Origin of the sequence: Paraburkholderia sp. 22098, assembly GCF_052045935.1 — a bacterium.
Lineage (GTDB): Bacteria > Pseudomonadota > Gammaproteobacteria > Burkholderiales > Burkholderiaceae > Paraburkholderia > Paraburkholderia caledonica.
Genome location: NZ_JBQEPV010000005.1, coordinates 71,240 through 95,850 on the forward strand (window position 1 = coordinate 71,240; position 24,611 = coordinate 95,850).

Genomic DNA, 24,611 nt, shown 5'->3' on the forward strand with positions numbered 1-24,611 from the left:
GCATGGCCCGATCTTTGCGTTTAACGACCCGTTCAAAAACGTAGCATCGCAACTGGAGACAGACTGATGAGCGAAGCAGACAACAGCACGCCGAACGCGGGCGCATTCAAACCGAAGAAATCCGTCGCGCTGTCCGGCGTGACCGCGGGCAACACGGCACTCTGCACGGTCGGCAAGACCGGCAATGATCTGCACTATCGCGGCTACGACATTCTCGACATCGCGGGCAATTGCGAGTTCGAGGAGATCGCGTATCTGCTCGTGCACGAAAAACTGCCGACACAGGCCGAACTCACCGCCTACAAGACGAAGCTCAAGGCGTTGCGCGGCCTGCCCGCCAATGTGAAGGCCGCGCTCGAATGGATTCCCGCAGCCGCGCATCCAATGGACGTGATGCGCACCGGCGTCTCGGTGCTCGGCACCGTGCTGCCGGAGAAGGACGATCACAACCTGCCCGGCGCGCGCGATATCGCCGACAAACTGATGGCGTCGCTCGGCTCGATGCTGCTGTACTGGTACCACTATTCGCACAACGGCAAACGCATTGAAGTGGAAACCGACGACGATTCGATCGGCGGCCATTTCCTGCATCTGCTGCACGGTGTCGAGCCGTCGAAGTCGTGGGTCGATGCAATGCATGTGTCGCTGAACCTGTATGCCGAGCATGAGTTCAACGCGTCGACGTTCACGGGCCGCGTGATCGCGGGCACCGGTTCTGACATCTACTCGGCAATCACGGGCGCAATCGGCGCGCTGCGAGGACCGAAGCACGGCGGCGCAAACGAAGTCGCGTTCGAGATCCAGTCGCGCTATCAGACGCCGGACGAAGCGGAAAGCGATATCCGCCGGCGCGTTGAGAACAAGGAAGTGGTGATCGGCTTCGGTCACCCGGTCTACACGATCTCGGACCCGCGCAACAAGGTCATCAAGGAAGTGGCGAAGAAGCTTTCGAAGGAAGCGGGCAACAACAAGCTTTTCGACATCGCGGAAAGACTCGAATCGGTGATGTGGGAAGCGAAGAAGATGTTCCCCAACCTGGACTGGTTCAGCGCCGTGTCGTATCACATGATGGGCGTGCCCACGGCGATGTTCACGCCGCTTTTCGTCATTGCACGCACGGCTGGCTGGAGCGCGCACATCATCGAACAGCGGATCGACAACAAGATCATTCGCCCGAGCGCGAATTACACCGGTCCCGACGATCTGCCGTTCGTGCCGCTCGCGAAGCGCGGCTAACGCCGTCAGAGCCCTCGCGCAAGCACGTGGACCCTGGCTCGCCGATACCCCGAGCCAGGGCCGTTCTTTGCCGTAGCGAGCTACACTAGACCGATTGCTTCACCCAGGCAGGAACGCGCCGTTAAAAACGCCCGCTCAATGCGATGGCCGCCGCCCTTGTTCCCGCATCATTACTGTTGGTCCCCACGCCATGAATACTGCCTACCGCAAACGCCTTCCCGGCACCCAGCTTGATTTCTTCGATGCGCACGCCGCCGTCGACGCAATCCAGGCCGGCGCATACGACAAGCTTCCGTACACGTCGCGCGTGCTTGCCGAAAATCTCGTGCGGCGCTGCGATCCGGTGACGCTCGTCGCGTCGTTGAAACAGATCGTGGAACGCAAGCGCGAGCTGGATTTCCCGTGGTTTCCGGCGCGCGTGGTATGTCACGACATTCTCGGCCAGACCGCGCTGGTCGATCTTGCCGGTTTGCGCGACGCGATCGCCGCGCAAGGCGGCGACCCCGCGCTGGTCAATCCAGTGGTGCCGACGCAACTCGTCGTGGATCACTCGCTTGCCGTGGAGTGCGGCGGCTTCGACCCGGACGCGTTCGCGAAGAACCGGGCAATCGAAGACCGTCGCAATGAAGACCGCTTCGATTTCATCAACTGGACGAAGCGGGCGTTCCGGAACGTCGACGTGATTCCTCCGGGCAACGGCATCCTGCATCAGATCAACCTTGAACGCATGAGTCCGGTCGTGCAGGTGAACGACGGCGTCGCGTTTCCCGATACGCTGGTGGGCACGGACTCGCACACGCCGATGGTCGACGCGCTCGGCGTGATCGCGATCGGCGTCGGCGGACTGGAAGCGGAAAGTGTGATGCTGGGCCGCGCGTCGTATATGCGTCTGCCGGATATCGTCGGCGTGGAGTTGAAGGGTAAGCCTGCTGAAGGCATTACCGCAACCGACGTCGTACTGTCGCTGACCGAGTTCCTGCGCAAGGAAAAAGTTGTCGGCGCATACCTTGAGTTCTTCGGCGAGGGTACGGCGAAGCTCACGCTCGGCGACCGCGCGACGATTGCGAACATGGCGCCCGAATTCGGCGCGACGGCCGCGATGTTCTATATCGACGAGCAGACCATCAAGTACCTGAAGCTGACCGGCCGCGACGACGCACTCGTGAAGCTCGTCGAAACCTACGCAAAAGAAGCCGGCTTGTGGGCCGGCAGCCTCACGCATGCCGAGTACGAGCGCGTGCTGAAGTTCGATCTGTCCACGGTCGTGCGCACGCTCGCCGGGCCGTCGAATCCGCACCGGCGCTTGCCGGTTTCCGAACTGGCGGCGCGCGGCATCAGCGGCAAGGTCGAGAACGAGCCGGGCTTGATGCCGGACGGCGCGGTGATCATCGCGGCAATCACGAGCTGTACGAACACCAACAATCCGCGCAACATGATCGCGGCCGGCCTACTCGCGCGTAACGCGAACCGGCGCGGGCTCACGCGCAAGCCGTGGGCGAAGACGTCGCTCGCGCCTGGCTCGAAAGCCGTCACGTTGTATCTGGAAGAAGCCGGCTTGCTGCCCGAACTCGAACAGCTTGGCTTCGGCGTCGTCGCATATGCGTGCACGTCGTGCAACGGCATGTCCGGCGCGCTCGACCCGGCGATCCAGAAGGAGATCGTGGAGCGCGACCTGTATGCGACTGCCGTGCTGTCGGGCAATCGCAATTTCGACGGCCGCATTCATCCGTTCGCGAAGCAGGCGTTTCTTGCTTCGCCTCCGCTGGTGGTGGCTTATGCGATTGCGGGCACGATTCGCTTCGACATAGAGAAGGATGTGCTCGGTGTCGATGCCGACGGCAATAACGTGACGCTGAAGGACATCTGGCCGTCTGACGAAGAAATCGACGCAATCGTGGCTTCGAGCGTCAAGCCCGAGCAATTCCGCAAAGTGTACGAGCCGATGTTCGCGGTGTCGGTGGACACGCAGGAGAAAGCGAACCCGCTTTACGACTGGCGTCCGATGAGCACGTACATACGCCGTCCGCCGTATTGGGAGGGCGCGCTTGCGGGCGAGCGCACGCTGCAGGGCATGCGTGCGCTCGCCGTGCTCGGCGACAACATCACGACCGATCACCTGTCGCCGTCGAATGCAATCTTGCCGGACAGCGCAGCAGGCGAATACCTGACGAAAATGGGTTTGCCCGAAGAAGACTTCAATTCGTACGCGACGCATCGCGGCGATCATCTGACGGCGCAGCGCGCCACGTTCGCGAACCCGACGCTCAAAAACGAAATGGTGATTGAAGACGGCAAGGTGAAGGCCGGTTCGTTTGCACGCATCGAGCCGGAGGGCAAGATCACGCGCATGTGGGAAGCGATCGAAACTTATATGGAACGCAAGCAGCCGCTGATCGTGATCGCCGGAGCCGACTATGGCCAGGGGTCGTCGCGTGACTGGGCGGCCAAGGGCGTGCGCCTTGCCGGCGCGGAAGCGATTGTCGCCGAAGGATTCGAACGGATTCACCGCACGAATCTTGTCGGCATGGGCGTGTTGCCGCTCGAATTCAAGCCGGGCGTGAACCGCATTACGCTGGCAATCGACGGCACCGAAACCTTCGACGTAATCGGCGAACGCAAGCCGCGCACGGATCTGACGCTGGTCATTCATCGCCGAAGCGGTGAGCGCGTCCAGGTGCCGGTGACCTGCCGGCTCGACACGGCCGAAGAGCTTTCCATCTACGAGGCCGGCGGCGTGCTGCAGCGTTTTGCGCAGGACTTTCTGGAGTCGTCGAAGGCGGCGGCTTAATCAATATCGTTCAGGACACTGTTTCATGGCGCATAAACCGCAGATCAGAATTCCGGCCACTTACATGCGTGGCGGCACGAGCAAAGGCGTGTTCTTCCGCTTGCAGGACTTGCCCGATGCGGCGCAAATGCCCGGCGCCGCGTGCGACGCGCTGCTGCTGCGCGTAATCGGCAGCCCGGACCCGTACGGCAAGCACATTGACGGCATGGGCGGCGCGACGTCGAGCACGAGCAAGACGGTGATCATCGCTAAAAGCAGCAAGCCCGATCACGATGTGGACTACCTGTTTGGACAGGTGTCGATAGACAAGCCGTTTGTCGACTGGAGCGGCAATTGCGGCAATCTTTCTGCTGCAGTGGGCCCTTTCGCGATCAACGCGGGGTTGGTCGAGGCCAACCGGATTCCGCGCGACGGCGTGGCGACCGTGCGGATCTGGCAGGCGAACATCGGCAAGACGATCATCGCGCACGTGCCGATGACCGACGGCGCAGTGCAGGAAACGGGCGACTTCGAACTCGACGGCGTGACCTTTCCGGCGGCGGAAGTGCAGCTCGAATTCATGGACCCTGCCGCGGAAGAAGACGGCGCCGGCGGCTCGATGTTCCCGACCGGCAATCTCGTCGACGATCTCGAGGTGCCGGGTGTCGGCACGCTCAAGGCGACCATGATCAACGCCGGCATCCCGACGATCTTCGTGAACGCCGAGGCGATCGGCTATAAAGGCACGGAGTTGCAGGACGCCATCAATAGCGATGAAAAGGCGCTCGCAATGTTCGAGACGATTCGCGCACACGGCGCGCTGCGCATGGGGCTGATCAAGCATCTGGACGAGATCGCGACGCGCCAGCACACGCCGAAGATCGCGTTCGTGGCCAAGCCGGCCGACTACGTGTCGTCGAGCGGAAAGCGGATCGGCTCGGGCGACGTGGATCTGCTGGTTCGCGCGATGTCGATGGGCAAGCTGCATCACGCGATGATGGGCACCGCCGCGGTGGCGATCGGTACTGCGGCGGCGATTCCGGGAACGTTGGTGAATCTGGCGGCTGGCGGCGGTGAGCGTGAAGCGGTGAGGTTCGGGCATCCGTCGGGCACGCTGCGGGTGGGGGCGGAGGCTGCAGTTGTCGGTGGCGAGTGGGTTGTCAGGAAGGCGGTGATGAGTCGCAGTGCGAGAGTTTTGATGGAGGGTTGGGTCAGGGTGCAGGGCTAGGCAGAGGCGCTCCGGTGCTGGCCGGACGCGTGGCGTCGAACTCAGACTCGGACGTGGACTTTTAGCGCGCCCGGTTGAACGTGCGTGGCTTCGCACTGGTTATAATCCCCGGGCCATCGAGAAACACTCAACGGTCAGGTCTGGAAGCTGTGATCGTAACCACGCACATGAGGCATGCGTCTGCCTCTGCTGGGCTGTGTTGCCCGTCTCAACCGAATGCCCGCCGACCTACTGAAGTCTTAGCGAGATCGCACAATGAGTAAGAATAAACGCCGATCGCAAGCCGATTCCCGGCCACCCGTCGACGCTCTCCAGTACGAAAAGCTTGCGCTCTCGGCTTTCCATCTCTGTGACCGGCAGATGAGCAAGCTCGACTCGTTGATCACGCTTGCGTCCACGATATGTAGGAATCCTGCCGTCACGATTGACGAGCGCCGCCGGCAGCAGACCATGCTGGAATTGCTCATCAGCACCGGCGAGCAATATCAGCAGGAGCTTGCGTGCGACCGCGAACTCTTCCAGGTGATCGCACTCGATGCAAAAGGAGTGGCTAAGAAGCGCATCACGGCGAGCCGGGCGGCGCGCCTGCTTCAGGAAGCAAAGGAGCCCGCGCCGCGGGTGCCCGACATGAGCACCGGTCCGCAAGAAACCGCTTGCCTCGATGAAGCGTCAAGCGACGACGTGGAGGCCGGACCCGGCGCCGACGTCACGCGCCATTGAACACACACAGCGTTGCCGGCGACTGAATGCCGCCGTTCTCCGTGCGGATGTCCGTCTGACTGCACGTCGCCTTCGCAGCCTTACTTCGACCCGTGTTTGGCCTGCCAGCGTTGCATGAAGCCGATTTCGTCATGCTGCGCCTTGATGATGTTTTTCGCCAGGCGCTTCAACTCAGGGTCTTTGCCGTACTTGAGTTCGACCTGCGCCATGTCTATCGCGCCCTGATGGTGCGGGATCATGTGCGCGACGAAGTCTTTATCGGCGTCCCCGGTGTAGGTCGGCGCGCTCATGTCGTTCATCATCTTTTCGTCGGCGGCTTTGAACGCCGGCGTCGAGTCGCCGGACGCTGCACCGGCAGAGGAAGACATGTCCATGCCGGGCATGGAGGCCGTGTGTTGCGCGTGAACAGGCGCAGTGGCGACGGCACATGCCACACCGCCGAACACGCACAATGCACGAAAAGCGCGAAGTTTCTTCATAGTCGATTCCCATTAAAAAGTTGTTCGAGCGACGCGCGGCTATCAGTCCCTCACCGACGGATGAAACCCCGCCGCCGCGATTGCTTCCGTGAGTTGCGTGGATGTTAGCGTCGACGCGACCTTGACGATCTTCGTGGACACGTCGATGTCGACCGCGGCAGCCGGATCAAGACCGGCAATCGCTCGAGCAATCGCGTTTGCGCATCCACCGCAAGACATATCCGGAACGGCTATTTCCAATTTCATTTCCAATCTCCTGAGACAAGTCTCAAGACGATCTTGCACCTTCCCACGGCGGTAAGGTCAAGCCTGCGAGCATGCGTCTTTACCTTTACCGCTGACGCCAATCTGTGCCCGTCATTGGGAACGGTCCTACACAGGCGCTCGTCTTGGACGTCGATAATCGGCGTCACCTCATGCGCAGGCCAGCGTTCGCAGCCTGCGCCAGTCGAGGTCTCACGATTCATCCACGCAGACTCATCCACGCAGAATCATTCGCGCGCTCATGCAAAACCAGTCCCCTGTATCACCCCAAGCCATTTCGCTCTGGTTCAACGAAGCGGAAGAAGCACGCCTCGCAGGTCGCTTCGACACGGCGCAGGCGCTTCTCGATCGAATCATTGTGCATGACTCGGCGCACGCGGCCGCGCTTTACTCGCGCGGACTGGTGGCGCTCGCACAGGACCAGCTGCCATTGGCGCAACGCTGGATCGAGCGGGCGGTAGAAGTCGAGCCGCAGCCGCCGTTCTTCGATATGTTGTGCCTCGTCCAGATCAGACTGCGCGCGTTCGCGAGCATTGTGCACACTGCCAGCGCGGGGCTGACGTATCAGCCGGATTCGCTTTCGCTTCACTATTACCTCGGCGTCGCGCTGCAGTTGCAAGGGCGCGCGGAAGAGGCGGCAGCAGTCTATCGCAGGTTGATCGAACTCAAGCCGGACTATGTGCAGGCGCACGCTAACTTGGGCGTCGTCGTGAAAGACCTGGGCTCGTTGAGCAAGGCCGAGCAGCACCTCAGGCACGCCATGACGTTAGACCCGTCCAATCGCGGCGCCCGCGCAAGTCTCAGTCAGGTGCTGCTGGCAGCGGGCCGATACGAAGAAGCGTGGCCGTACTTCGAAGACCGTTGGGCCAATTTCGTCGATGCCGACGGGCAGCCCGTATCGCAGCGGCCGGAACTCCCATGGCCGCAGTGGAAGGGCGCGGACCCCGGCGTGGCGGGCGGCGCGCGCCTGCTCGTTCTGCCGGAGCAAGGTCACGGCGACAGCCTGCAATTCGTGCGTTACCTGCCGCTCGCACTCGAACGTTTTGCCCAGGTGGGCTACATCTGCCCGCCCTCGCTGCGGCGCCTTTATGAAGAGTCGTTGTGTGCGCGCTGGCCGGGCCTCGTCATGCTCGACGACGTCATGCCTGATGCCAAAGAGTGGGACTGGCAATGTTCGTTGATGTCGTTGCCCCTCGCATTCGGCACGCGCCTCGACAACATCCCAGCAGAGCCGTATCTGCGCGCAGAGCCGCAGCGTTCCGCCGAGTGGCGTGCAAAACTCGGCGAGTTGTCCCGGCCGGACCTGCCGCGCGTCGGTGTCGTATGGGCAGGCGGCCACTCCGGGCTCGCCGAAGATCGTGCGCGCAGCCTCACATCGGCGCAGTTCGCCCCATTGCTTTCTTTGTCGCGGATTCGCTGGATCAGCTTGCAGAAAGCCGACGACCTCGCGAAGCGTGCGAGCCCCTCGACAAAAGCGTATCTCACCGACTGGATGGACGGCGTGTCGGACTTTGCGGACACTGCCGCGATCATCGACAACCTGGACCTCGTCATTTCGGTCGATACGTCGGTCGCTCATCTGGCAGCGGCCATGGGCAAGCCGGTCTGGTTGCTGAATCGTTTTGCCGGTTGCTGGCGGTGGCTGCGCAATCGCGAGGACAGCCCGTGGTATCCGACAGTGCGCATTTTCACGCAACCGCAACGGGGCAATTGGGACGAAGTAATCGAGCGCGTCGCGGCGCAATTGAAGCAGCGTTATGAACCGGGCATAACTTACCGTTCCTTTGTGCGCTAGCTAACTCAACGCCGCGCCAGATTTACTGGATGGTGAGTTCGGGGTGCTAAGCTCGGGCGCTGTCGTGTTGTGGTTTCTCTCGCCGGTGAGGCGGGTGCCGTTTGCCAAAATAATCGATTAACAGGGGCCAGGCATGTTGAGAAAAGTCGTCGACAGGGCAAAACAGATCCGAAGGAGCGAGCGATTCAAGCATTCCGTCGCCACGCCTCGCCGCATATCGCTTCATGCGATGCAGCGCCTCAACCGGGGCGTCTTTGCGATCGAAATCAAGGAGAACTCCGGCTTTTTCTCCGTCATGCAAATGGTGTTGTTCATCCTCATGTTTTGTGAGGAAAAATGCCTGACGCCGCGCATTAGTGCTCGCGGCGGCCTGTATGGCGATGCCGATGGAAAGGTCGACTGGTTCTCCGCGTTCTTCGAACCGGTACGCGCTCCGGCTGCCTTGCCGCTCGCGCGCAAGCTCAGGACTTCGACTGTTCGTGACCTCGTGCAGCTGGGCTTCCGGCAACGTTACGAGCACTTGCTGGAACTCGGCAGCGCGAGTCAACTGTTCTTTGCATACTATCGGCCGGCGCAGCATATTCTTCGCGAGGTGGATGCAGTCTGCGAGCAGCTCGGCATCGGCGCCTTCACACTGGGCGCGCACTTCAGAGGCACTGACAAAACGCTCGAAGCGGTTCCCGTTTCGTGGAAAGACTTTTGCCGTCACGTCGAAACGACGTTAGCGGAAAATCCGTGTTTGAACCACGTTTTCATTTCAAGCGACGAACAGGCCTTTGTCGATTACTTCGTCGCATGGCCGTTCAGCAAGCCGGTGAGCGTCGCGCCCGCGAGGCTGCTTGCGAACGGTGCGACGCCGGTTCATTTCAGCGGCTTTCCGGGGCTGGAAGTCGGGCGCGAAGCGCTGGTGTCCAGTCTGCTTTTGTCGCGCTGCGGCTATCTGGTCAAAACGCCATCTTATCTGTCCGCGTGGTCGCGAATCTTCAACCCGGCGCTGCCTGTCAAGCTCGTCGCTCCACCGCGGCCAGATGCGTTCTGGTTTCCCGACAGCCGGCTGTGGCTCGAGCAGGCGGCGCACGACAAAGCGGCTTGAATGCCGCGTCGCTGACCCCGCGCGACTGCCCGACCTCGCGACATGCTCGAGCGGCTTGCGATATGCTTTTGTGACAAGCCGCGCACTGAGCGCTCAAGCACATCACAAAGGACTCGCAACATGAAAGCCGTCAAGATCGGAACGCCTGCCAGCGTCGACAATCTGCAGTTGGTCGATATCGACGATCCGGGACAGCCAGGCCCGGGCCAGGTCCGCGTGCGTATCCACGCCAGCTCGTTGAACTTTCACGACTACGGCGTCGTAAGCGGCGTGTTGCCCGCCGACGCCGGGCGTATCCCAATGGCGGACGGCGCGGGTGTCGTCGAAGCAGTCGGCGAAGGCGTCGGCGAATTCAAGGCTGGCGACCATGTCGTGTCGTGCTTCTTCCCGTTCTGGGAGAACGGTACGCCCACGATTGGCGACTTCAAAACCACACCCGGCGACGGCATTGACGGCTATGCGCGCGAAGTCGTCGTGCTGCCGAGCCACTACTTTACGCATGCACCGAAAGGCTACAGCCACGCCGAAGCCGCGACGCTCACCACGGCCGGACTGACGGCATGGCGCGCGCTGATCGTCGACGGTCAGTTGAAACCCGGTGCGACGGTGCTCGTGCTCGGCACCGGCGGCGTGTCGATCTTCGGCTTGCAGCTTGCCAAGGCGATGGGCGCCTCGGTGATCGCGACGTCCTCGTCGGATGCGAAGCTCGAAAAGCTTCGCGCGCTCGGTGCCGATCATACGATCAACTATCGCGAGAATCCCGAGTGGGGCAAAACGGTGCGCTCATTGACCGGGGGCAGAGGCGTCGATCACGTGATCGAGGTGGGCGGTCCGGGCACGTTACCGCAGTCGATCACCGCCTGCCGGATAGGCGGTCATATCGCGCTAATCGGCGTGCTGACCGGACGCGCGGGCCCGGTGCCCACCGCGGCGCTGATGGCACGGCAACAGCGACTGCAGGGGCTGATTGTCGGCAGCCGGCAGGAGCAGCGCGACATGACCCGCGCGCTCGAAGTGACCGGCATCAAGCCTGTCATCGACAGCACGTTCGAGCTCGCGAAGCTCGGCGACGCGTTCAGGCATGAAGCGGCGGGCGCACACTTCGGAAAGATTTGCGTATCGATCTGAGCACGACGCGGTTGAGCGTCCGCGCAACGCGGTGACGCTCAACCGCGCTGCGCGAGATCTGCGAATGTGACGCTTCTGGCCGCGCATGCTGCGGTGAACGCTTCGTCGTAGCTGGAGAAGAACACGGTGCGGGTTTGCGCGAGCGTCGTGAACAGATCCACCAGCACCGCACGCGCGGCGGCGTCGAGTCCGCCAACGGGCTCGTCCGCGATCAGCACTTTCGTTTCGCCAATCACCGCGCTCGTCAGAAAAAACTTCTTGCGCGTGCCGAACGACATCTGTTCAAAGCGCTTTTCCAGATGCGGCGTGAGTCCGAAGCGGTCGGCAAGCGCCAGCGTCGCGTCGCTGACCACCGCGTTTCTCGCCGAAGCCACGCGTTGCAGATATTGGCGACCGGTCGGATCAGGCGACGGCATGCAATCCTCCGGCACGTACGTCAGCAGCGATTGCGCGGCTTTACGCGCCGTGCGCAGTGGAAGGTTGCCGATCCAGATTTCCCCTTCATCAGCCTCGATTACGCCGGCAAGCATGCCGAGCAAAGTCGATTTACCGCTGCCGGACTCGTCGTTGAGCGCCACGCAGCCTGCGGCAGAGTCGTGCCACAGTCGCTGAAAGATGACGAGGTCGCCATAGCGCTTGCTGAGGTTTTCGAAACGAAGCATGAGTGTGACGTGTAGTGTGAATCGCTACGCAACGTCCATTGTGAGGAGCGCGCGCGATTTTAGACGGATGGCGAAGCCTATCAAAAACCGGACGATTGTTCCGATTTTCCGCGTGTTGACGGCGTTATCGCCATACCGCTAGCCCTTAATCTCAAAACTGCATCGCTTTCACAAAAAATAGGGCGGGGTGAAATGATAGGTCTACAGAATACGCGGCCTTTTTTGCGCTGCTAAACTGTGCGCCGGAGCAGTTTTCTTCCGCACCCATGCGCCACTCGCGCCCCCAATTTCCGCCAGCCTCAACCTGCGGGATAAGCGGTAGAAACAGGCCTTTTCTGCGATTTGGAAGAAGCAGCCGCACGGCATACTGGCTTATACGCGGTGGGTGAAAAAGGGACGCATGGTTGGGTGTCCTTTCTTCCAGGCAGGCATGGCGTCGCAATTGCCGATTCCTCTCCCAACCGCTCATCCTCTCTAATTCGATATGTATCGGGGCTCGCTTGAGCCCGTTTTTGGAAGTGACTCATGAAGCCGGGAAAGAATTCGCTTGGGAAAACACGCACGCGCAAATTCGTCATTGCGGCGGCAGCGGCGCTTGTCGCATTGACGCTCGCATTCAGTTTGTGGCATTACCAGCAGCGCTCCGCGCAGGTTGCGCCCGCGCTGACCGGCGTCGCCAACCAGATGCGCCATGACACGTCGGCCTGGACGCGCGAGGAGAAAGACGCGTCGCAAATGCTGCGCGACATTCATGACGCGAAGGTTGCCGCAATCGGCGTGAGTCCCAGTGCGATTCTCGTGTCGAAGCGCGACGGCTCCAAGTATTTCGTGACCGACCACAACGCGACCTTTTCGCACGCGCTGTTACTCGGCGAGCCGAAGAACGGCGACGCGGCTTCATACCAGCTGGTGTGGCTGCCCGACGCGGACATCCGCACGGGCGGTTCGAACTGGGTGCAGGCTTTCGACCAGACGCGCGACGTAATCAGCCTGCTGTTGCCGTTGCTGCTGATCGGCGGCATGGTGTGGTTCATGCGCCGTGAGATGCGCGGCGGCGCGACGCTGCTCGGCAAGGCGCCCACGCTGCGCTTTGACGACGTGATCGGCGCCGGGGAAGCGAAGGCGGCGCTCGCGGACATTCGCGGCTATCTGTCGAACCCGAAGCAGTTCACGTCGATGGGCGTACGAGCGCCGTGCGGCATCCTGATGGTGGGCGGCCCCGGCGTGGGCAAAACCCGGCTCGCACAGGCGCTGGCAGGAGAATGCGGCGCGAGCTTCATCTCGATCACCGGCAGCTATTTCAGCGCAAAGTATTACGGCGTGGGCATCCAGAAGGTCAAACATCTGTTCGAAATGGCGCGCAAGAACGCGCCCACGGTGATCTTCATCGACGAAGCCGACGGCCTCGCGAAGCGCACCGACACGGGCGGCGGTCCCGTCGAAGCGGAGAGCAACCGCATCATTAATCAGTTGCTTGCGGAAATGGACGGCTTTGCCTCGAACGAAGGCGTGATTATCGTTGCGGCCACCAATCATCCGGACAATCTGGACGAGGCGTTGCGCCGGCCCGGCCGTTTCGATCGCACCGTGCAGGTTCGCCTGCCCGATCGCGAGGACCGCGCGAAGATTTTCCGTTTCTATGCCGAGAGGCTGAAGTCGAAGGCGGCGGACATCGACTACGATCAACTCGCGCGCCTTACCACAGGCTTGTCGCCGGCGACCGTCGCGATGGTCGTGAATCAGGCGGGGCTCGTCGCGCGCAAAGCCGGCGACACGGAAATCGCGGCGAAGCATTTCATCGAGGCGATCAAGATCGCGCGGATCGGCGACGTGAGCGGCGCGGAACGCGCATTGACCGAGGACGAACGCACGCGTATTGCCGTGCACGAAGCCGGGCATGGCCTGGTTGCGGCGCTGCTCGGCACCGGCGTACTCGAGGAGGTCACGATTCTGCCGCGTGGCGGCGCGCTGGGCGTCGCGCTTATCACCAAGGCGCAGGACAAGCATCTTTATCGTGAGACCGAGATTCGCAATGAAGTGAAGGTCTTGCTCGGCGGCCGTAACGCGGAGATCCTGGCGTTTTCCGAAGCATCCAGCGGTGCGGCCTCCGATCTGCAGGAAGCGTCGCGTATCAGCCTCGACATGGTGTCGAAGTTCGGCTTCAACAGCGACGGCAATCTGTTTAGCCTCGCCGCGTTGCCCTCGCAGTACGCGGGTTTGCAGATGAAGGGCGCGATCGAGCAGGCGAACGTGCTGCTCAAGGAGTTGAACGAGCAGTGCTATAGCCTGCTGCACGCGTATGAACCAGTGCTGCGCGCTATCGCAGACGAACTTCTCGAGCAGGAAACGGTGCCGGGCGAAACGGTGTACCGCCTGATCAAGGAGCACAAGAGCACGCTGAAGATCGTGCACGAGCCCGAGGCGGCCTGAGCGGCCACGCACTACCACGGTTGAGCGGCTAGACACCACCGCGCTACGCGAAGTCCGACGGTCCTGGAGGCGGAACGCCGGGAGGCGTTTCTGTCTCACCCAAAGGGTCGCGCTTGGCTTCGTCGTCGTCGGCAGGCAGCGAGTCGGCGCCTTTTTCCGGCAGAGGCTGGTCGAGCCCCGGTTCGACCGGTGTCGGGATTGCATCGCCAATGGGCTTCGAAACCTCGGTGGGCGGACCGCCCGGGTCTGCCGATTTGTCCTGGTCATGCTCGTTCGGGCTATTGGGCTGAGTGGCCACGGCGCATCTCCAGTTGGTAACGGTCATGTCATCTGTCAGCAACCGTTGTGCCACGAGTGCGACCTTATGCAACCTCATGCGGCGTCCGAAGCGGTTCCTTCGTCTGTCAACGCACGCCGGCTATGCTGCTTCTCCGGTGAAGCGGACGTAAGCGTTGCCGCGTGCCTCGAATCAGCACTTACCTCGTCCGAAGCGCCACGCCGCGTCTTCAAACGAAGAATGGGTTCTTCGATGATTCGCCACGACAGCACCGCCAAGCCGAGCGAAATCGCAAACGACGCCCCAATCCCGGCCACATGCGCCCACAGCGGTACCACACCGCCGAACAGCGCTTGCGCATGATGATTGCGCGTCAGGTCCGGAACGAGGTTGTGATACAGATAGAAGCCATAGCTGATGCGTCCGAGGCCTGCAAGCCAGCGCGCTTCCAGCAGAGCCAGCACGACCGTATTCCGGCAGCACGCAATCGAACACACCAGCGCCGCTATGCACAGCCCATACGCGCCGCTGACGACGGTAAAGACCAAAGGATTCTCGATGTCGCTCCACGCCGGCTCGGTTGCACAAAAGCCCACGAGACAAAGGCTTAAAACAAACAGCGTGGCGCCGTGTCCGAGCAAGGCCCGCACACCACGTGCACCGCGTGAACCGCGTGAACCGCGTGCACCGTCTGCGCCGCCGGCGTTCTCCGAAATCATCAAGCCGCCCATTCCACCGAGCGCCAGCAACCAGAAGTTGCTCAACGGATGCGTGTAGATCGTGATCTCCTGCCAATGCGCGGCGCGCATCGCCAGAAGCGAAACCAGTCCCGTCATGACGATCAGCGTGCATATCGCCAGATGCCGCCGCGCTGCGAGCAGCAACAGGAGCGGTGCGACCACGAGATAGAACTGCTCCTCGATGGCAAGACTCCACAAATGCGAGTAGCGCCCCGGCCAGTAGTGCAGCACCGAGCCGATCCAGAAGTTCGACAGGTAGGCAAAGTGATACGGCATGCCGCTCGCGAGTTCCGGACTCGCCATGCCCACGAGCATCAGCGCGCTCATCACCGTGAGCATCAGGTAGTAGATCGGAAAGATTCGCAGCGTCCGGCGAAACAGGAAGCGCTTGAGTTCTGCTCCGAAACCGCTGCCGCCTTGCTCGATGCGCTGCCGCTGGGCCGACAGAATGCGGATGATCAGAAAGCCGCTCAGCGCGAAGAAGATCCATACGCCCAGATGGCCTATCTCGCCGATATCGCCGAATAGCCGGTGTTGCAGAAAGACCATCAGGACTGCAATGGCGCGCAGTCCGTCGAAGCCGGCAATTCTGTTGTTCATGTGAGTGTCTTCCAATGCGAGGGCGGTGCGCGGCGCGCGACCGTTCAGGTCGGTAATGGAAGGACCGGTGCCGCGCAAATGAAAGCTCGATCACGCAAACGAGCAGCGGCAAAAAGAAGGCGTCGCACTGACGCTCAACGCGCCCGCCAGACGCAGGTCGGCGGGCAAGTGTGTCCGGTCCACATGAGTGGCCGCCGTGCGGAGAAACCTGTCGCGCGGGTTGCGCGAACTCCGACGGTCATGCATGAATTCATCCTACGATGGAAAAAAAGCGAAAAAAATCGCATCGTGCGATGAGCCGATTTTTTTCTACGACGCGAGTCGGCCGTCTTTGCTCGTTCCACATGAAAGCCGCAAAAGTTGCTGCAAATCCAATGCGCGGCGAATCACTCTTACCGCATGCCGACAAGCGGTTTTCAGATTGCCAGCGCGGCGCCCGAAAAGACAGGCTGCTTGTCAGCACATACAACGTGACCGCACGGCATCGGCAGGAAGGCGATATCTTGACGCGTTGCTGGATAACTTTCCTGCGAGAACATGAATGGAAATTCGCCGCGGACGCTCCCTCGAAGTGGACTTCTTTCGCGGCGTCGTGCTGATCGTCATCGTGCTGGACCACATGCCCAGCAGCACGCTTTCTCATCTGATGCTGCATGCGTACGCATTGTGCGATTCGGCCGAGGTGTTCGTGTTCCTCGGCGGCTATGCGTCGGCGGCGGCATATACAGCGGTGGTTGCGGCCCGCGGAGAGCGGGCCGCCAAGCTGCGCTTCGTGCGACGCTGCTGGGAAATCTACCGGGCTTATCTGTTGACGGCAGTACTCACGCTGCTCTCGGGCGCGGCGCTGGCATTTCTGCGACTGAATCACCCGATGGTCGAGCTTACCGGCTGGCCGCCGTTCGCCATCCAACCGCTGCATCAGACGTTTGAAATCGCGGTGTTGCGACGGCAGCCCTACCTGTCGAGCGTGTTGCCGATGTACCTGTTCTTCGCGCTCTGCGTGCCCCTCGTGGTGCCTCTGGCGCTGCGCTCGCGCATCGCGGCGCTCCTGCTCAGCACGGTTGTGTGGTGGCTCGCGCGGCCGCTGGCCGGGCTATTGAGCATTGACGACATGGCCGAGTGGGCTTTTAATCCGTTTGCATGGCAACTGATGTTCGTGCTCGGCATTGTGTGCCGGCTCGCACCCATCAGCGAGCAGTTTCATGCCGGCGAGGCGGCGCGCTGGTTCACGCGTGCCGCCGTTGCCGCGGTGCTCGCGTTTGCCGCCGTCAAACTGTTCGTGCTGACGCAGCCGTTGGCCGGCACCCTTAAACAGAATCTTTCCGTGGATCGCGTGATCAACTTCATTGTCATTGCCTGGCTTGCCGCGCGGCTCGTGCGCATGGGCGCCATAGCGCGGCTCGCGCAGCGGTTGCCCGCCGTGGTCACCGTGGGCCGGACCGGCCTCGTATGTTTTGTCGGCGGCACTCTGGTGTCGTTGATCGTGGACACAGCGACGCCGCATACGTTTCACGGCTTTCGCGGCGTGTTGATCGGACTGGCCGGAGACTTCGTCGCCATTGGTGCGCTGCTCATGCTTGCGCGCGGCTGGCACGGCTGGAAGGGACAGCAGTTGCGTGCGGCTGCGAGCGGCGCGCGTTGCGGATGAGGGCGTTGTCGCGCCGCATGCGTTTCATGCGAATTCGAAGTGTCCGCGCCAGCGCGCTCGCGGCCACCGTTGCCGGTACTCTGTTCGGGCCCCGCGCTCATACGGTGTTCGCCGCGCAGAAGGATGCGCCGCTCGCCATGCGTTGCGCCGAATTCGCGGGTGCCGTGTTGCCGCCGGAAGTGATCGCGTTGCCCACGGCCGGCGCGCAGATCGAGAGCGCGTCGATGGTCGGCGCAACCGCGCCGGGCAATCAGCAAGGCGGCGAGTATTGCCGCATCACGGGTCGCATCAAGGCGCTCAAAGCGACTACACCCGACATCCGCTTCGACCTGAATCTGCCGCGGCGCTGGAATGGCCGCGCGCTGCAAATCGGCGGAGGGGGCTATAACGGCGTCGTGGTGAGCGGCACGGGCGTGATGCCGTTCTCGCCCGATCGCGCGCCGCTCGCGCAAGGCTATGCGACCTTCGGCGACGATTCCGGACATGTCGGCGATTCCTCGCTCGCGGTGTTCGGTCTCGTCGACGAAGCCGTGACGAACTTCGGCTATGCGCATCTGAAGAAGACACACGACGCCGCGCTCGCATTGATTGCGCGCGCTTACGGCCGGCCGCCGCAGCGTATGTACTTTGGCGGCGGCTCAACGGGTGGCCGCGAAGGCTACACGGTGATACAGCGCTTTCCCGACGACTACGACGGCGTGATCGCCAATTCGCCCGCGCTCAACTTTTCGGGCGTTCGTCTGATCGGCGTCAAGCTCGGCCAGGCGGAATATGCAACGCCGGGCGGCTATGTTCCGCCGTTGCTGCTGGAGCAGGTCTATCAACGCACGCTCAGCGTTTGCGACAGGCTGGACGGTGCCGCGGACGGTATTGTGAGCGACGTCCCCGCCTGCCGCGAGCATGAATCGGAAATCATCGAGTCGTTGCGTTGCGCGGGACGCTCGCCTTCGAACGAGCAATGCCTGAGCGAGTCGCAACTTGCCACGTTGATGGTGATGCGCGACGGCTTGTCGCTGCCGTACAAACTCGCCTGGGATGTCGCCGGCTATCGCGGCTACAACGTGTTCCAAGGTACGCACCTGACAGGCTCGCTCGGGTTGGGACATCAAGCGGAGCGTCTCGCCGTGCCCAGGTTTTTTGCTAACGGTTATCTGTTCGCGCAAGGCGACGGCTACATACGCTACTTCGTTGCGCGTGACGCGGGCTTCGACTCGCTCAGATTCGACCCGCAACGTCCGGGCAAATATCGCGCACAGTTGACCGCGCTTTCCGAAACCATCGGCGCGATGAATCCGGACGTTGCGCGCTACATCGCGCGCGGCGGCAAGCTCATTACGCTGCAAGGTCTCGCCGACGAAGTCATTAGCCCGAATCAGACGATTGCTTACCATCAGGCATTGGTCGATCGCTACGGCGTGGACCAGGTCAATCGTTTCATGCGTCTTTACATGGTGCCGGGTTTTCAGCACGGTAGCGGCGCATTCATTCCTTCGGTGGACCTGCTCGGTGCGCTCGATAGCTGGGTGACGCGCGGCGCGTCGCCGGAGACTTTGATCGCCACCGACATCGCCGCGGCGACCAATGGACGCTCGCGCCCACTGTGCCGCTATCCGCTGTTTCCACGCTATACGGGTAAGGGCAATGTGAATCTCGCAAGCAGCTTCGTGTGCACGGAACCCTGACCATGTTCTGCGATTCTGCTTCGATGCAACGCGCGACTTCTTTACATTGGAGCCGTTGCAAAATCCACTAACTGGCTGCAAGCGTCGCAGCGCAGCTCAAAAAACAAAAGGACGGCGATGCCGCGCAGCGGCACCGCCGTCCTTCTTAACGCCACTCGTGCAGCGTTATAAGCTGCACGAACATCGACCTTCGTTACTGGCCGTTCTTCATCGTGCCGTTGGTGCTGCCCGTACCGTTGCTCATGCCGTTACTGGAGCGGTTGGTGGTCGCGCTATTCGGCGACGCACCGGTACCCGTGCCCATGCCGCCACCGGTGCCGGTCACGCCCGGCGAGCCATAGCCCGAGTCGCCCGGGTGCTTCATCGTGCCGGGGCCCACACCCGGGGTTGCAGTTCCCCCTGCGCCGCCCGTAGTGCCGCCGCCGGCGCCCACACCGTTACCGCCCGAGCCGCCTGCCCCCGCGCCAGCGCCACCGCCCGCACCGCCGCCACCGGCACCGCCGCCCGCCTGGGCAAAGGCTCCGCCCGAGAGTGCCACTACAAGCGCCGAAGCGAAAATCGTCTTGGTAAAGCGTTTCATGGTTCATCTCCATTAGAGTCGATCGATGTCACGCGAGCGCGTCGCACTCACATGCCAAGACTGCCGCAAGCACTGTGCCTTAAGTGCCGGCGCTAGATGCGCCGGCGCAGCAGCATGGCGAGGAATCGAGCATGACGCGTTCCTGGGACGGCGCGGGCCATGTGTTATGCACGTCCTGGACCGGCGCTCTCATTGCCGTTGCGCCCAGCTGATATCGCTACGGAAACCGAACTTTCTTGCAGCGCAGCGAAGGCCTCGGCGCCGAGAATCGCAGCATGCACCGTCGAGGAGGCTTTCACTGCGGCGCGATCCTTTCGCTGCACGCTTTCGCAGATTCCATTACATTGCGGGTGCGGTCGCGCTTGCGCGTCATTTTCTCCACTTTCACAGCGGTGTCTGCCATCGTCGAATCCATGCAGCCAATCGTCTCAGTCACGAATCTGTCGAAAACCTATGCCAGCGGTTTTCAGGCGCTAAAAAACATCAATCTGGCGATCAACCGGGGAGAAATCTTTGCCCTTCTGGGGCCGAACGGGGCGGGCAAGACCACGCTCATCAGCATCGTCTGCGGCATTGTCAACGCGAGCGAAGGCAGCGTGACGGTCGACGGCCGCGATATCGCCGCCGACTATCGCGGCGCTCGCTCGCTAATCGGGCTCGTGCCACAGGAACTCACCACCGATTCGTTCGAAACCGTATGGGCGACCGTGTCGTTCAGCCGCGGCCTGTTCGGCAAGCCGAAGAACCCCGCATATATCGAGAAGGTGCTGCGCGACCTGTCGCTGTGGGAAAAGCGCGATAGCAAGATCATCACGCTGTCCGGCGGCATGAAGCGCCGCGTGCTGATCGCAAAGGCGCTGTCGCACGAACCGCGCGTACTGTTCCTCGACGAACCCACGGCGGGCGTCGACGTCGAATTGCGCCGCGATATGTGGAAGCTCGTGCGCTCGCTTGCGGCAAGCGGCGTGACGATCATCCTCACTACGCATTACATCGACGAAGCGGAGGAAATGGCTGACCGCATCGGCGTGATCAACGGCGGCGAAATCATGCTCGTCGAAGAGAAAACGGAGTTGATGCGCAAGCTCGGCAAAAAGCAGTTGACGCTGCAGCTGGAAACCCCGCTCTCCGCGTTGCCGGCGGCGCTCGCAGGCTACGGCCTCGACGTCGCGAAGGGCGGCAACGAGTTGATCTACACGTATGAAGGCGACGGCGGCCGCACCGACATCATTGCGCTGCTGAAGGCGCTCGACGACGCCAGCATCCGTTTCAAGGACCTGCACACCACGCAGAGTTCGCTTGAAGACATCTTCGTGAGTCTGCTTCGAGGTAATCAATGAATCTCTACGCCATTCGCGCGATCTACAAGTTCGAGATGGCGCGCACCTGGCGCACGCTGATGCAAAGCATCATCGCGCCGGTGATCTCCACATCGCTGTACTTTGTCGTGTTCGGCGCGGCCATCGGCTCGCGTATCAAGGAAGTGGACGGCATTAGCTACGGCGCGTTCATCGTGCCGGGACTAATCATGTTGTCGTTGCTGTCGCAGAGTATTTCGAACGCGTCGTTCGGCATTTACTTTCCGCGTTTCACCGGCACGATCTACGAGTTGTTGTCGGCGCCAGTGTCGTATCTGGAAATCGTCGTGAGCTACGTGGGCGCGGCGGCGACCAAGTCGATTCTGCTAGGGCTCATCATTCTCGCGACAGCGGGCCTGTTCGTGCCGCTGCAAGTGCAGCATCCTTTCTGGATGATCCTGTTCCTCGTGCTGACGGCGGTTACCTTCAGCCTGCTCGGGTTCATTATCGGCATATGGGCGGATAGCTTCGAGAAGCTGCAACTGGTTCCGCTCCTGATCATTACGCCGCTCACGTTTCTCGGCGGAAGCTTTTATGCGGTGAACATGCTGCCGCCGTTCTGGAAAGTCGTGACGCTGTTTAATCCGATCGTCTATCTGGTGAGCGGATTCCGCTGGAGTTTCTACGGTCTCGCAGATGTCAATGTCGAGGTGAGCCTCGCGATGACGGCTCTCTTTCTGGCCGTGTTTCTTGCGATCGTTGCGTGGATCTTCAAGACGGGTTACCGGCTCAAGAGCTGATTACTTCTGCTGAAAAGAGAACGGCATGACGGCGCTCGCCGTCATGCCGTTCGCATGCGTTGCTGCAGTACCGCCCCGATCTACGACACGTACGCTTTCGCGACATTGATCAGCTGCACGCGGTTGCGAACATTGAACAATTGCCGCAGACGCCGCAAGTGATAGTCGACGTTATGCGGCGACAGCCCGAGGAAATACGCAATTTCCTTGTCGCGCTGCCCCTGAACTACCGCCTTCAGTACCGCGTGCTGCAACTCGCTCAGCGTGACCCGTTGCTGCTCGGGCGTCATGCCGATTACGCTTTTCGCGTGCGTCCAGATGAATTCATGAATCGTGTGCGCGAACATCAGCGTTTCCGCGACGATCGATTCGGTCATCCAGCGTGGGTTGCCGATCTCCGAATTGAAGCACAGGCTCGCGCTCAACTCCGGCTCGGGCAGCGGCATCTGCGTGAGAATGCCGCTCTTCCGGCCGGTCTCCTCCAGCATGTCGATCAGGCCGCCGAGCCGCTCGCTGCGCATTTGCGCGCGCGGCAGGTCTGCGCGCATGTCGACCGTGTTCCAGAGGAACGGCATGCCGGTCGGCGAGGCCAGCGCCACGCGCGGATCGAGTTCGAAATAGCGCTCGCGGAAATAGCGCGTCAGCCAGCTTTGCGACTCGTAGCTCGTCAGCACGAACATGGTCTTTCGATGCGCGAACGTGCGCGTGGCCGTATAGCTGAACGAGTTGAAGCCCAGTTGCCTGATGCGTTGCCGCACGAATTCGATGCGGTCCTGCGCACTGCCAAAACGCACCAGCGGACTGATGACGGGCGCGCGCCGTGCGGCGGGCGCGGGCGTGCCGATCTCCTCCTCGGTGAAGAGGGTCAGGAAACCAGCGGGCGCCGCGCCTGTTGCCGCGCGGCTCGATACCATCGATGCGTCAGCCGCGTGGGCTGACTTGGCGGGCTGCCGCGTGCCGGCCGGGTAGGCCGGTTGTGCGGTGACCGCCGGGTTGTATGCTGCGGATGCATGGCCGGATTCGCCCTGCGGCGAACCGGTCAGCCAATGCGGCAGCGTATCGCATTCGTGTTCCATGAAACGGTAGCTCCGGCGTTCGAAACGCGTGAAAGACGACACCCTAATGATTAGCTATTTCCGAAAACTGCGGTAGCCGGTTCCTTGCTATCATTTTCGCGATCTTGCGCTGACAGCCGACCGGTAACGCGGGTGTGACAGAGTTCTCTCATTTGCATACGGCACCTCCTTGGGAATGGACGTGATGACACGAATTCCAAAGCTGACAACGACGCTTGCCTACGACCGCTACATGGCGGGCCAAAAACTGGTGTCGAGCGTGGATCGCCCGTGGCGGCACCTGGTGTTGCGCTCCTATCTCGAACCGGACGAGCAGGAACTGCTGGAAGCACCCGGTCTGCAAGACCTCACGCTGATGACGCTCGCGAGCGGCGCCGAGCATCTCGAGCGCAATCTGAACGGGCGCTGGGAAAGCGCCGACCTTCGAGTGGGCGACGTCTGGTACGTGCCGCCCGCGCCGGTCTCCTGGCGGTGGCGTTCGATCAGCGATAAGCCGCTGTCGACCGTCCATTTACATATTGAGCGCAGCCTGATCGACAGCGTGGCCGATCAGATGGAGCTCGACGGATCGCGCCGCGAGCTATCGCTCAGCGAGGCAATGCGGTTCCGCGACCCGCTGGTCGCAGCCATGCTGAACGCATTGCACCGCGCCGCCAGCGATCCGGCCGACTCGCGGCTTTATGTCGATGCGCTGATCCACGCGCTTGCCGCGCATCTTCTTCAACATTATTCAGGCGGCCGGCAAGCGGGGACGGCGCGCCTCGCGCAGCCCGAACGGCTGGTGCCGCGCCGCATCCGCCGTGTGACCGACTACATACGCGCGAACCTTGGCGCGGATCTGGCCATTGGCGGTCTCGCCGCGCAGGCTGGTTTAAGCAGCTTCCACTTTGCCCGCGTGTTTCGCCGTGAAACTGGCGAAACCCCGCACCAGTACGTGACGCGCTTGCGACTCGAACAAGCGGCGAAGCTGCTGCGTTCGACCGATCAGACGGTGCTGCAGATTGCGATTGCGGTTGGTTACGAGAATGCCAGTCACTTCTCCGTACAGTTCAAGCGCGATTACGGCGTCACACCGCTTGGCTACCGGCTGCGCGGCTGACAGGCGGATGGCGCGCCAGCAACGGCGGGCAAGTGGACAGTGTAGCCGTAGGCGGGGTTCCGGCAACGGCCGGTGAGAAACGGGGACCGCTGCACTCGCAGGTGCAAGCGGCGCCCTCCGAAGCCTGGCGGCGCTGCGCCTTTCGTTCGCGCTTTGGGTTGGCGGCCGGTCGACTGCGCCGTGCAAGGGAAGGCTTAGCCGGAATGCCGTCTGTAGGAATCACGCACCTTTCGAAGTGTGCTGTGCATTGCGCGGCTTGCAAACTACGAACATTCGTGGCGCTACGGAGGGCGAATCTGGCACGGGGGGTGCCGCCGCCACCCGCGCACGCTGTGATTGGCGCCGGGCGTTGCGGGTCGAACTGGCCTGACAGGCGGGTTGCGAACTGTATCTGTCTAAGCCTTGCACGGGACGACAGAATGACCGGCCCACGGCTTGGCCCGAGCCGCATCCGACCGACCATCCTCATCCTCACCTCATCTCACCGACTTACCGGATACCTAGCGATGACCCGACTTCGAATCACCTCCTGCGGCCACGTCTTTATCGCCGAAACGAATCCCGACGCGCCGCAAACCGTGGCCGCCTTCCTGAAGCTGTTGCCGTACCGGCAGAAGATCATCCATGTGCGCTGGAGTGGCGAAGGCTGCTGGGTGCCGCTCGGCGAGTTCAAGCTCGAGAACGACGGCGCGGTGGTCGGTTTCGAGAATCACACGAGCCATCCGTCGGTCGGCGACGTTCTGTTTTATCCGGGCGGCTACAGCGAAACGGAACTCCTCATCGCCTATGGCTCGTGTTGCTTCGCGAGCAAGATGGGGCAACTCGCGGGCAACCATTTCCTGACCATTGTCGAAGGCAAGGAGAACTTGCGCGAAGTCGGCGTCAAAGTGCTGTGGGAAGGCGCGCAAGACGTACTCTTCGAAAAGATCTGAGCGCGTCCAACATTTGGCACCGCGCCGCGACGCTCGCAGCGCCACAGTTTTTCTACTTACGAGCCAGCATTGACTGG

The 24,611-nt window shown here is 61.9% G+C and carries 21 protein-coding genes; 14 read left to right on the forward strand and 7 right to left on the reverse strand.

What is annotated here, in order from left to right; all coding sequences use genetic code 11:
- The first annotated feature begins 66 nt into the window (after nucleotides 1–66).
- The 4 genes from prpC to ACTJLB_RS12055 all read left to right on the forward strand — a co-directional run bounded on the left by prpC (nucleotide 67) and on the right by ACTJLB_RS12055 (nucleotide 5,951).
- Nucleotides 67–1,236, forward strand: a complete 1,170-nt coding sequence (gene prpC, locus ACTJLB_RS12040; protein ID WP_310068771.1) for a bifunctional 2-methylcitrate synthase/citrate synthase — start codon at nucleotides 67–69, stop codon at nucleotides 1,234–1,236.
- Between the two features lie 190 nt (nucleotides 1,237–1,426).
- A complete protein-coding gene (gene acnD / locus ACTJLB_RS12045; protein WP_440783385.1) occupies nucleotides 1,427–4,024 on the forward strand; it encodes a Fe/S-dependent 2-methylisocitrate dehydratase AcnD in 2,598 nt (865 codons plus the stop codon).
- Between the two features lie 25 nt (nucleotides 4,025–4,049).
- Nucleotides 4,050–5,231 carry a 2-methylaconitate cis-trans isomerase PrpF gene (gene prpF / locus ACTJLB_RS12050; protein ID WP_440783387.1) on the forward strand — a complete coding sequence of 394 codons (1,182 nt, stop codon included), beginning with the start codon at nucleotides 4,050–4,052 and terminating at the stop codon, nucleotides 5,229–5,231.
- A gap of 255 nt (nucleotides 5,232–5,486) precedes the next feature.
- Nucleotides 5,487–5,951, forward strand: a complete 465-nt coding sequence (locus tag ACTJLB_RS12055; RefSeq protein ID WP_440783389.1) for a hypothetical protein — start codon at nucleotides 5,487–5,489, stop codon at nucleotides 5,949–5,951.
- An 80-nt stretch (nucleotides 5,952–6,031) separates the two neighbouring features.
- Here the strand turns inward: ACTJLB_RS12055 and copM are convergent, their stop codons facing one another.
- Nucleotides 6,032–6,430, reverse strand: a complete 399-nt coding sequence (gene copM / locus ACTJLB_RS12060) for a CopM family metallochaperone (protein ID WP_440783390.1) — start codon at nucleotides 6,428–6,430, stop codon at nucleotides 6,032–6,034.
- 42 nt (nucleotides 6,431–6,472) lie between these two features.
- Complete coding sequence (locus ACTJLB_RS12065; protein ID WP_408190099.1) at nucleotides 6,473–6,676, reverse strand: heavy-metal-associated domain-containing protein; 204 nt, start codon at nucleotides 6,674–6,676, stop codon at nucleotides 6,473–6,475.
- A gap of 259 nt (nucleotides 6,677–6,935) precedes the next feature.
- Here ACTJLB_RS12065 and ACTJLB_RS12070 point away from each other — a divergent pair, with 259 nt between their 5' ends.
- The 3 genes from ACTJLB_RS12070 (at nucleotide 6,936) to ACTJLB_RS12080 (ending at nucleotide 10,710) form a co-directional block, all read left to right on the forward strand.
- A complete protein-coding gene (locus ACTJLB_RS12070; protein ID WP_440783391.1) occupies nucleotides 6,936–8,489 on the forward strand; it encodes a tetratricopeptide repeat protein in 1,554 nt (517 codons plus the stop codon).
- A 133-nt stretch (nucleotides 8,490–8,622) separates the two neighbouring features.
- A complete protein-coding gene (locus tag ACTJLB_RS12075) occupies nucleotides 8,623–9,582 on the forward strand; it encodes a hypothetical protein (protein WP_440783392.1) in 960 nt (319 codons plus the stop codon).
- Nucleotides 9,583–9,702: 120 nt separating this feature from the next.
- Nucleotides 9,703–10,710: a zinc-dependent alcohol dehydrogenase family protein gene (locus ACTJLB_RS12080; protein WP_440783394.1), complete on the forward strand. Its 1,008-nt coding sequence runs from the start codon at nucleotides 9,703–9,705 to the stop codon at nucleotides 10,708–10,710.
- Between the two features lie 38 nt (nucleotides 10,711–10,748).
- Here the strand turns inward: ACTJLB_RS12080 and ACTJLB_RS12085 are convergent, their stop codons facing one another.
- Nucleotides 10,749–11,372 carry an ABC transporter ATP-binding protein gene (locus ACTJLB_RS12085; protein ID WP_440783395.1) on the reverse strand — a complete coding sequence of 208 codons (624 nt, stop codon included), beginning with the start codon at nucleotides 11,370–11,372 and terminating at the stop codon, nucleotides 10,749–10,751.
- A 525-nt stretch (nucleotides 11,373–11,897) separates the two neighbouring features.
- Here ACTJLB_RS12085 and ACTJLB_RS12090 point away from each other — a divergent pair.
- A complete protein-coding gene (locus ACTJLB_RS12090) occupies nucleotides 11,898–13,802 on the forward strand; it encodes an AAA family ATPase (RefSeq protein WP_088175845.1) in 1,905 nt (634 codons plus the stop codon).
- A 43-nt stretch (nucleotides 13,803–13,845) separates the two neighbouring features.
- Here ACTJLB_RS12090 and ACTJLB_RS12095 read toward each other — a convergent pair whose 3' ends face one another.
- On the reverse strand, nucleotides 13,846–14,100 hold the full coding sequence (locus ACTJLB_RS12095; protein WP_087753314.1) for a hypothetical protein: 255 nt from the start codon (nucleotides 14,098–14,100) through the stop codon (nucleotides 13,846–13,848).
- 74 nt (nucleotides 14,101–14,174) lie between these two features.
- Nucleotides 14,175–15,419 carry an acyltransferase family protein gene (locus ACTJLB_RS12100; protein ID WP_440783396.1) on the reverse strand — a complete coding sequence of 415 codons (1,245 nt, stop codon included), beginning with the start codon at nucleotides 15,417–15,419 and terminating at the stop codon, nucleotides 14,175–14,177.
- A gap of 541 nt (nucleotides 15,420–15,960) precedes the next feature.
- On the opposite strand from ACTJLB_RS12100, the gene ACTJLB_RS12105 reads away from it, so the two are divergent.
- Together ACTJLB_RS12105 and ACTJLB_RS12110 are read left to right on the forward strand one after the other, a co-directional pair.
- Complete coding sequence (locus ACTJLB_RS12105; protein WP_408130023.1) at nucleotides 15,961–17,067, forward strand: OpgC domain-containing protein; 1,107 nt, start codon at nucleotides 15,961–15,963, stop codon at nucleotides 17,065–17,067.
- Nucleotides 17,064–18,749: a tannase/feruloyl esterase family alpha/beta hydrolase gene (locus tag ACTJLB_RS12110; protein WP_440783397.1), complete on the forward strand. Its 1,686-nt coding sequence runs from the start codon at nucleotides 17,064–17,066 to the stop codon at nucleotides 18,747–18,749. The genes ACTJLB_RS12105 and ACTJLB_RS12110 overlap by 4 nt, the downstream gene beginning before the upstream one ends.
- A gap of 193 nt (nucleotides 18,750–18,942) precedes the next feature.
- Here ACTJLB_RS12110 and ACTJLB_RS12115 read toward each other — a convergent pair whose 3' ends face one another.
- Nucleotides 18,943–19,329, reverse strand: a complete 387-nt coding sequence (locus ACTJLB_RS12115; protein WP_020068032.1) for a hypothetical protein — start codon at nucleotides 19,327–19,329, stop codon at nucleotides 18,943–18,945.
- 413 nt (nucleotides 19,330–19,742) lie between these two features.
- On the opposite strand from ACTJLB_RS12115, the gene ACTJLB_RS12120 reads away from it, so the two are divergent.
- Nucleotides 19,743–20,669: an ABC transporter ATP-binding protein gene (locus ACTJLB_RS12120; protein WP_027804631.1), complete on the forward strand. Its 927-nt coding sequence runs from the start codon at nucleotides 19,743–19,745 to the stop codon at nucleotides 20,667–20,669.
- A complete protein-coding gene (locus tag ACTJLB_RS12125; RefSeq protein WP_020068034.1) occupies nucleotides 20,666–21,427 on the forward strand; it encodes an ABC transporter permease in 762 nt (253 codons plus the stop codon). The genes ACTJLB_RS12120 and ACTJLB_RS12125 overlap by 4 nt, the downstream gene beginning before the upstream one ends.
- A gap of 80 nt (nucleotides 21,428–21,507) precedes the next feature.
- On the opposite strand, the gene ACTJLB_RS12130 is transcribed toward ACTJLB_RS12125, so the two are convergent.
- The gene (locus ACTJLB_RS12130; RefSeq protein WP_027804632.1) at nucleotides 21,508–22,503 is read right to left on the reverse strand and encodes a helix-turn-helix transcriptional regulator; all 996 of its coding nucleotides are present in this window, start codon (nucleotides 22,501–22,503) and stop codon (nucleotides 21,508–21,510) included.
- Between the two features lie 175 nt (nucleotides 22,504–22,678).
- Here ACTJLB_RS12130 and ACTJLB_RS12135 point away from each other — a divergent pair, with 175 nt between their 5' ends.
- Nucleotides 22,679–23,602, forward strand: coding sequence for a helix-turn-helix domain-containing protein (locus ACTJLB_RS12135; RefSeq protein ID WP_440783398.1), 924 nt, complete (start codon nucleotides 22,679–22,681; stop codon nucleotides 23,600–23,602).
- Between the two features lie 506 nt (nucleotides 23,603–24,108).
- Nucleotides 24,109–24,534 carry a DUF3830 family protein gene (locus tag ACTJLB_RS12140; protein ID WP_440783399.1) on the forward strand — a complete coding sequence of 142 codons (426 nt, stop codon included), beginning with the start codon at nucleotides 24,109–24,111 and terminating at the stop codon, nucleotides 24,532–24,534.
- Nucleotides 24,535–24,611 lie beyond the last annotated feature (77 nt).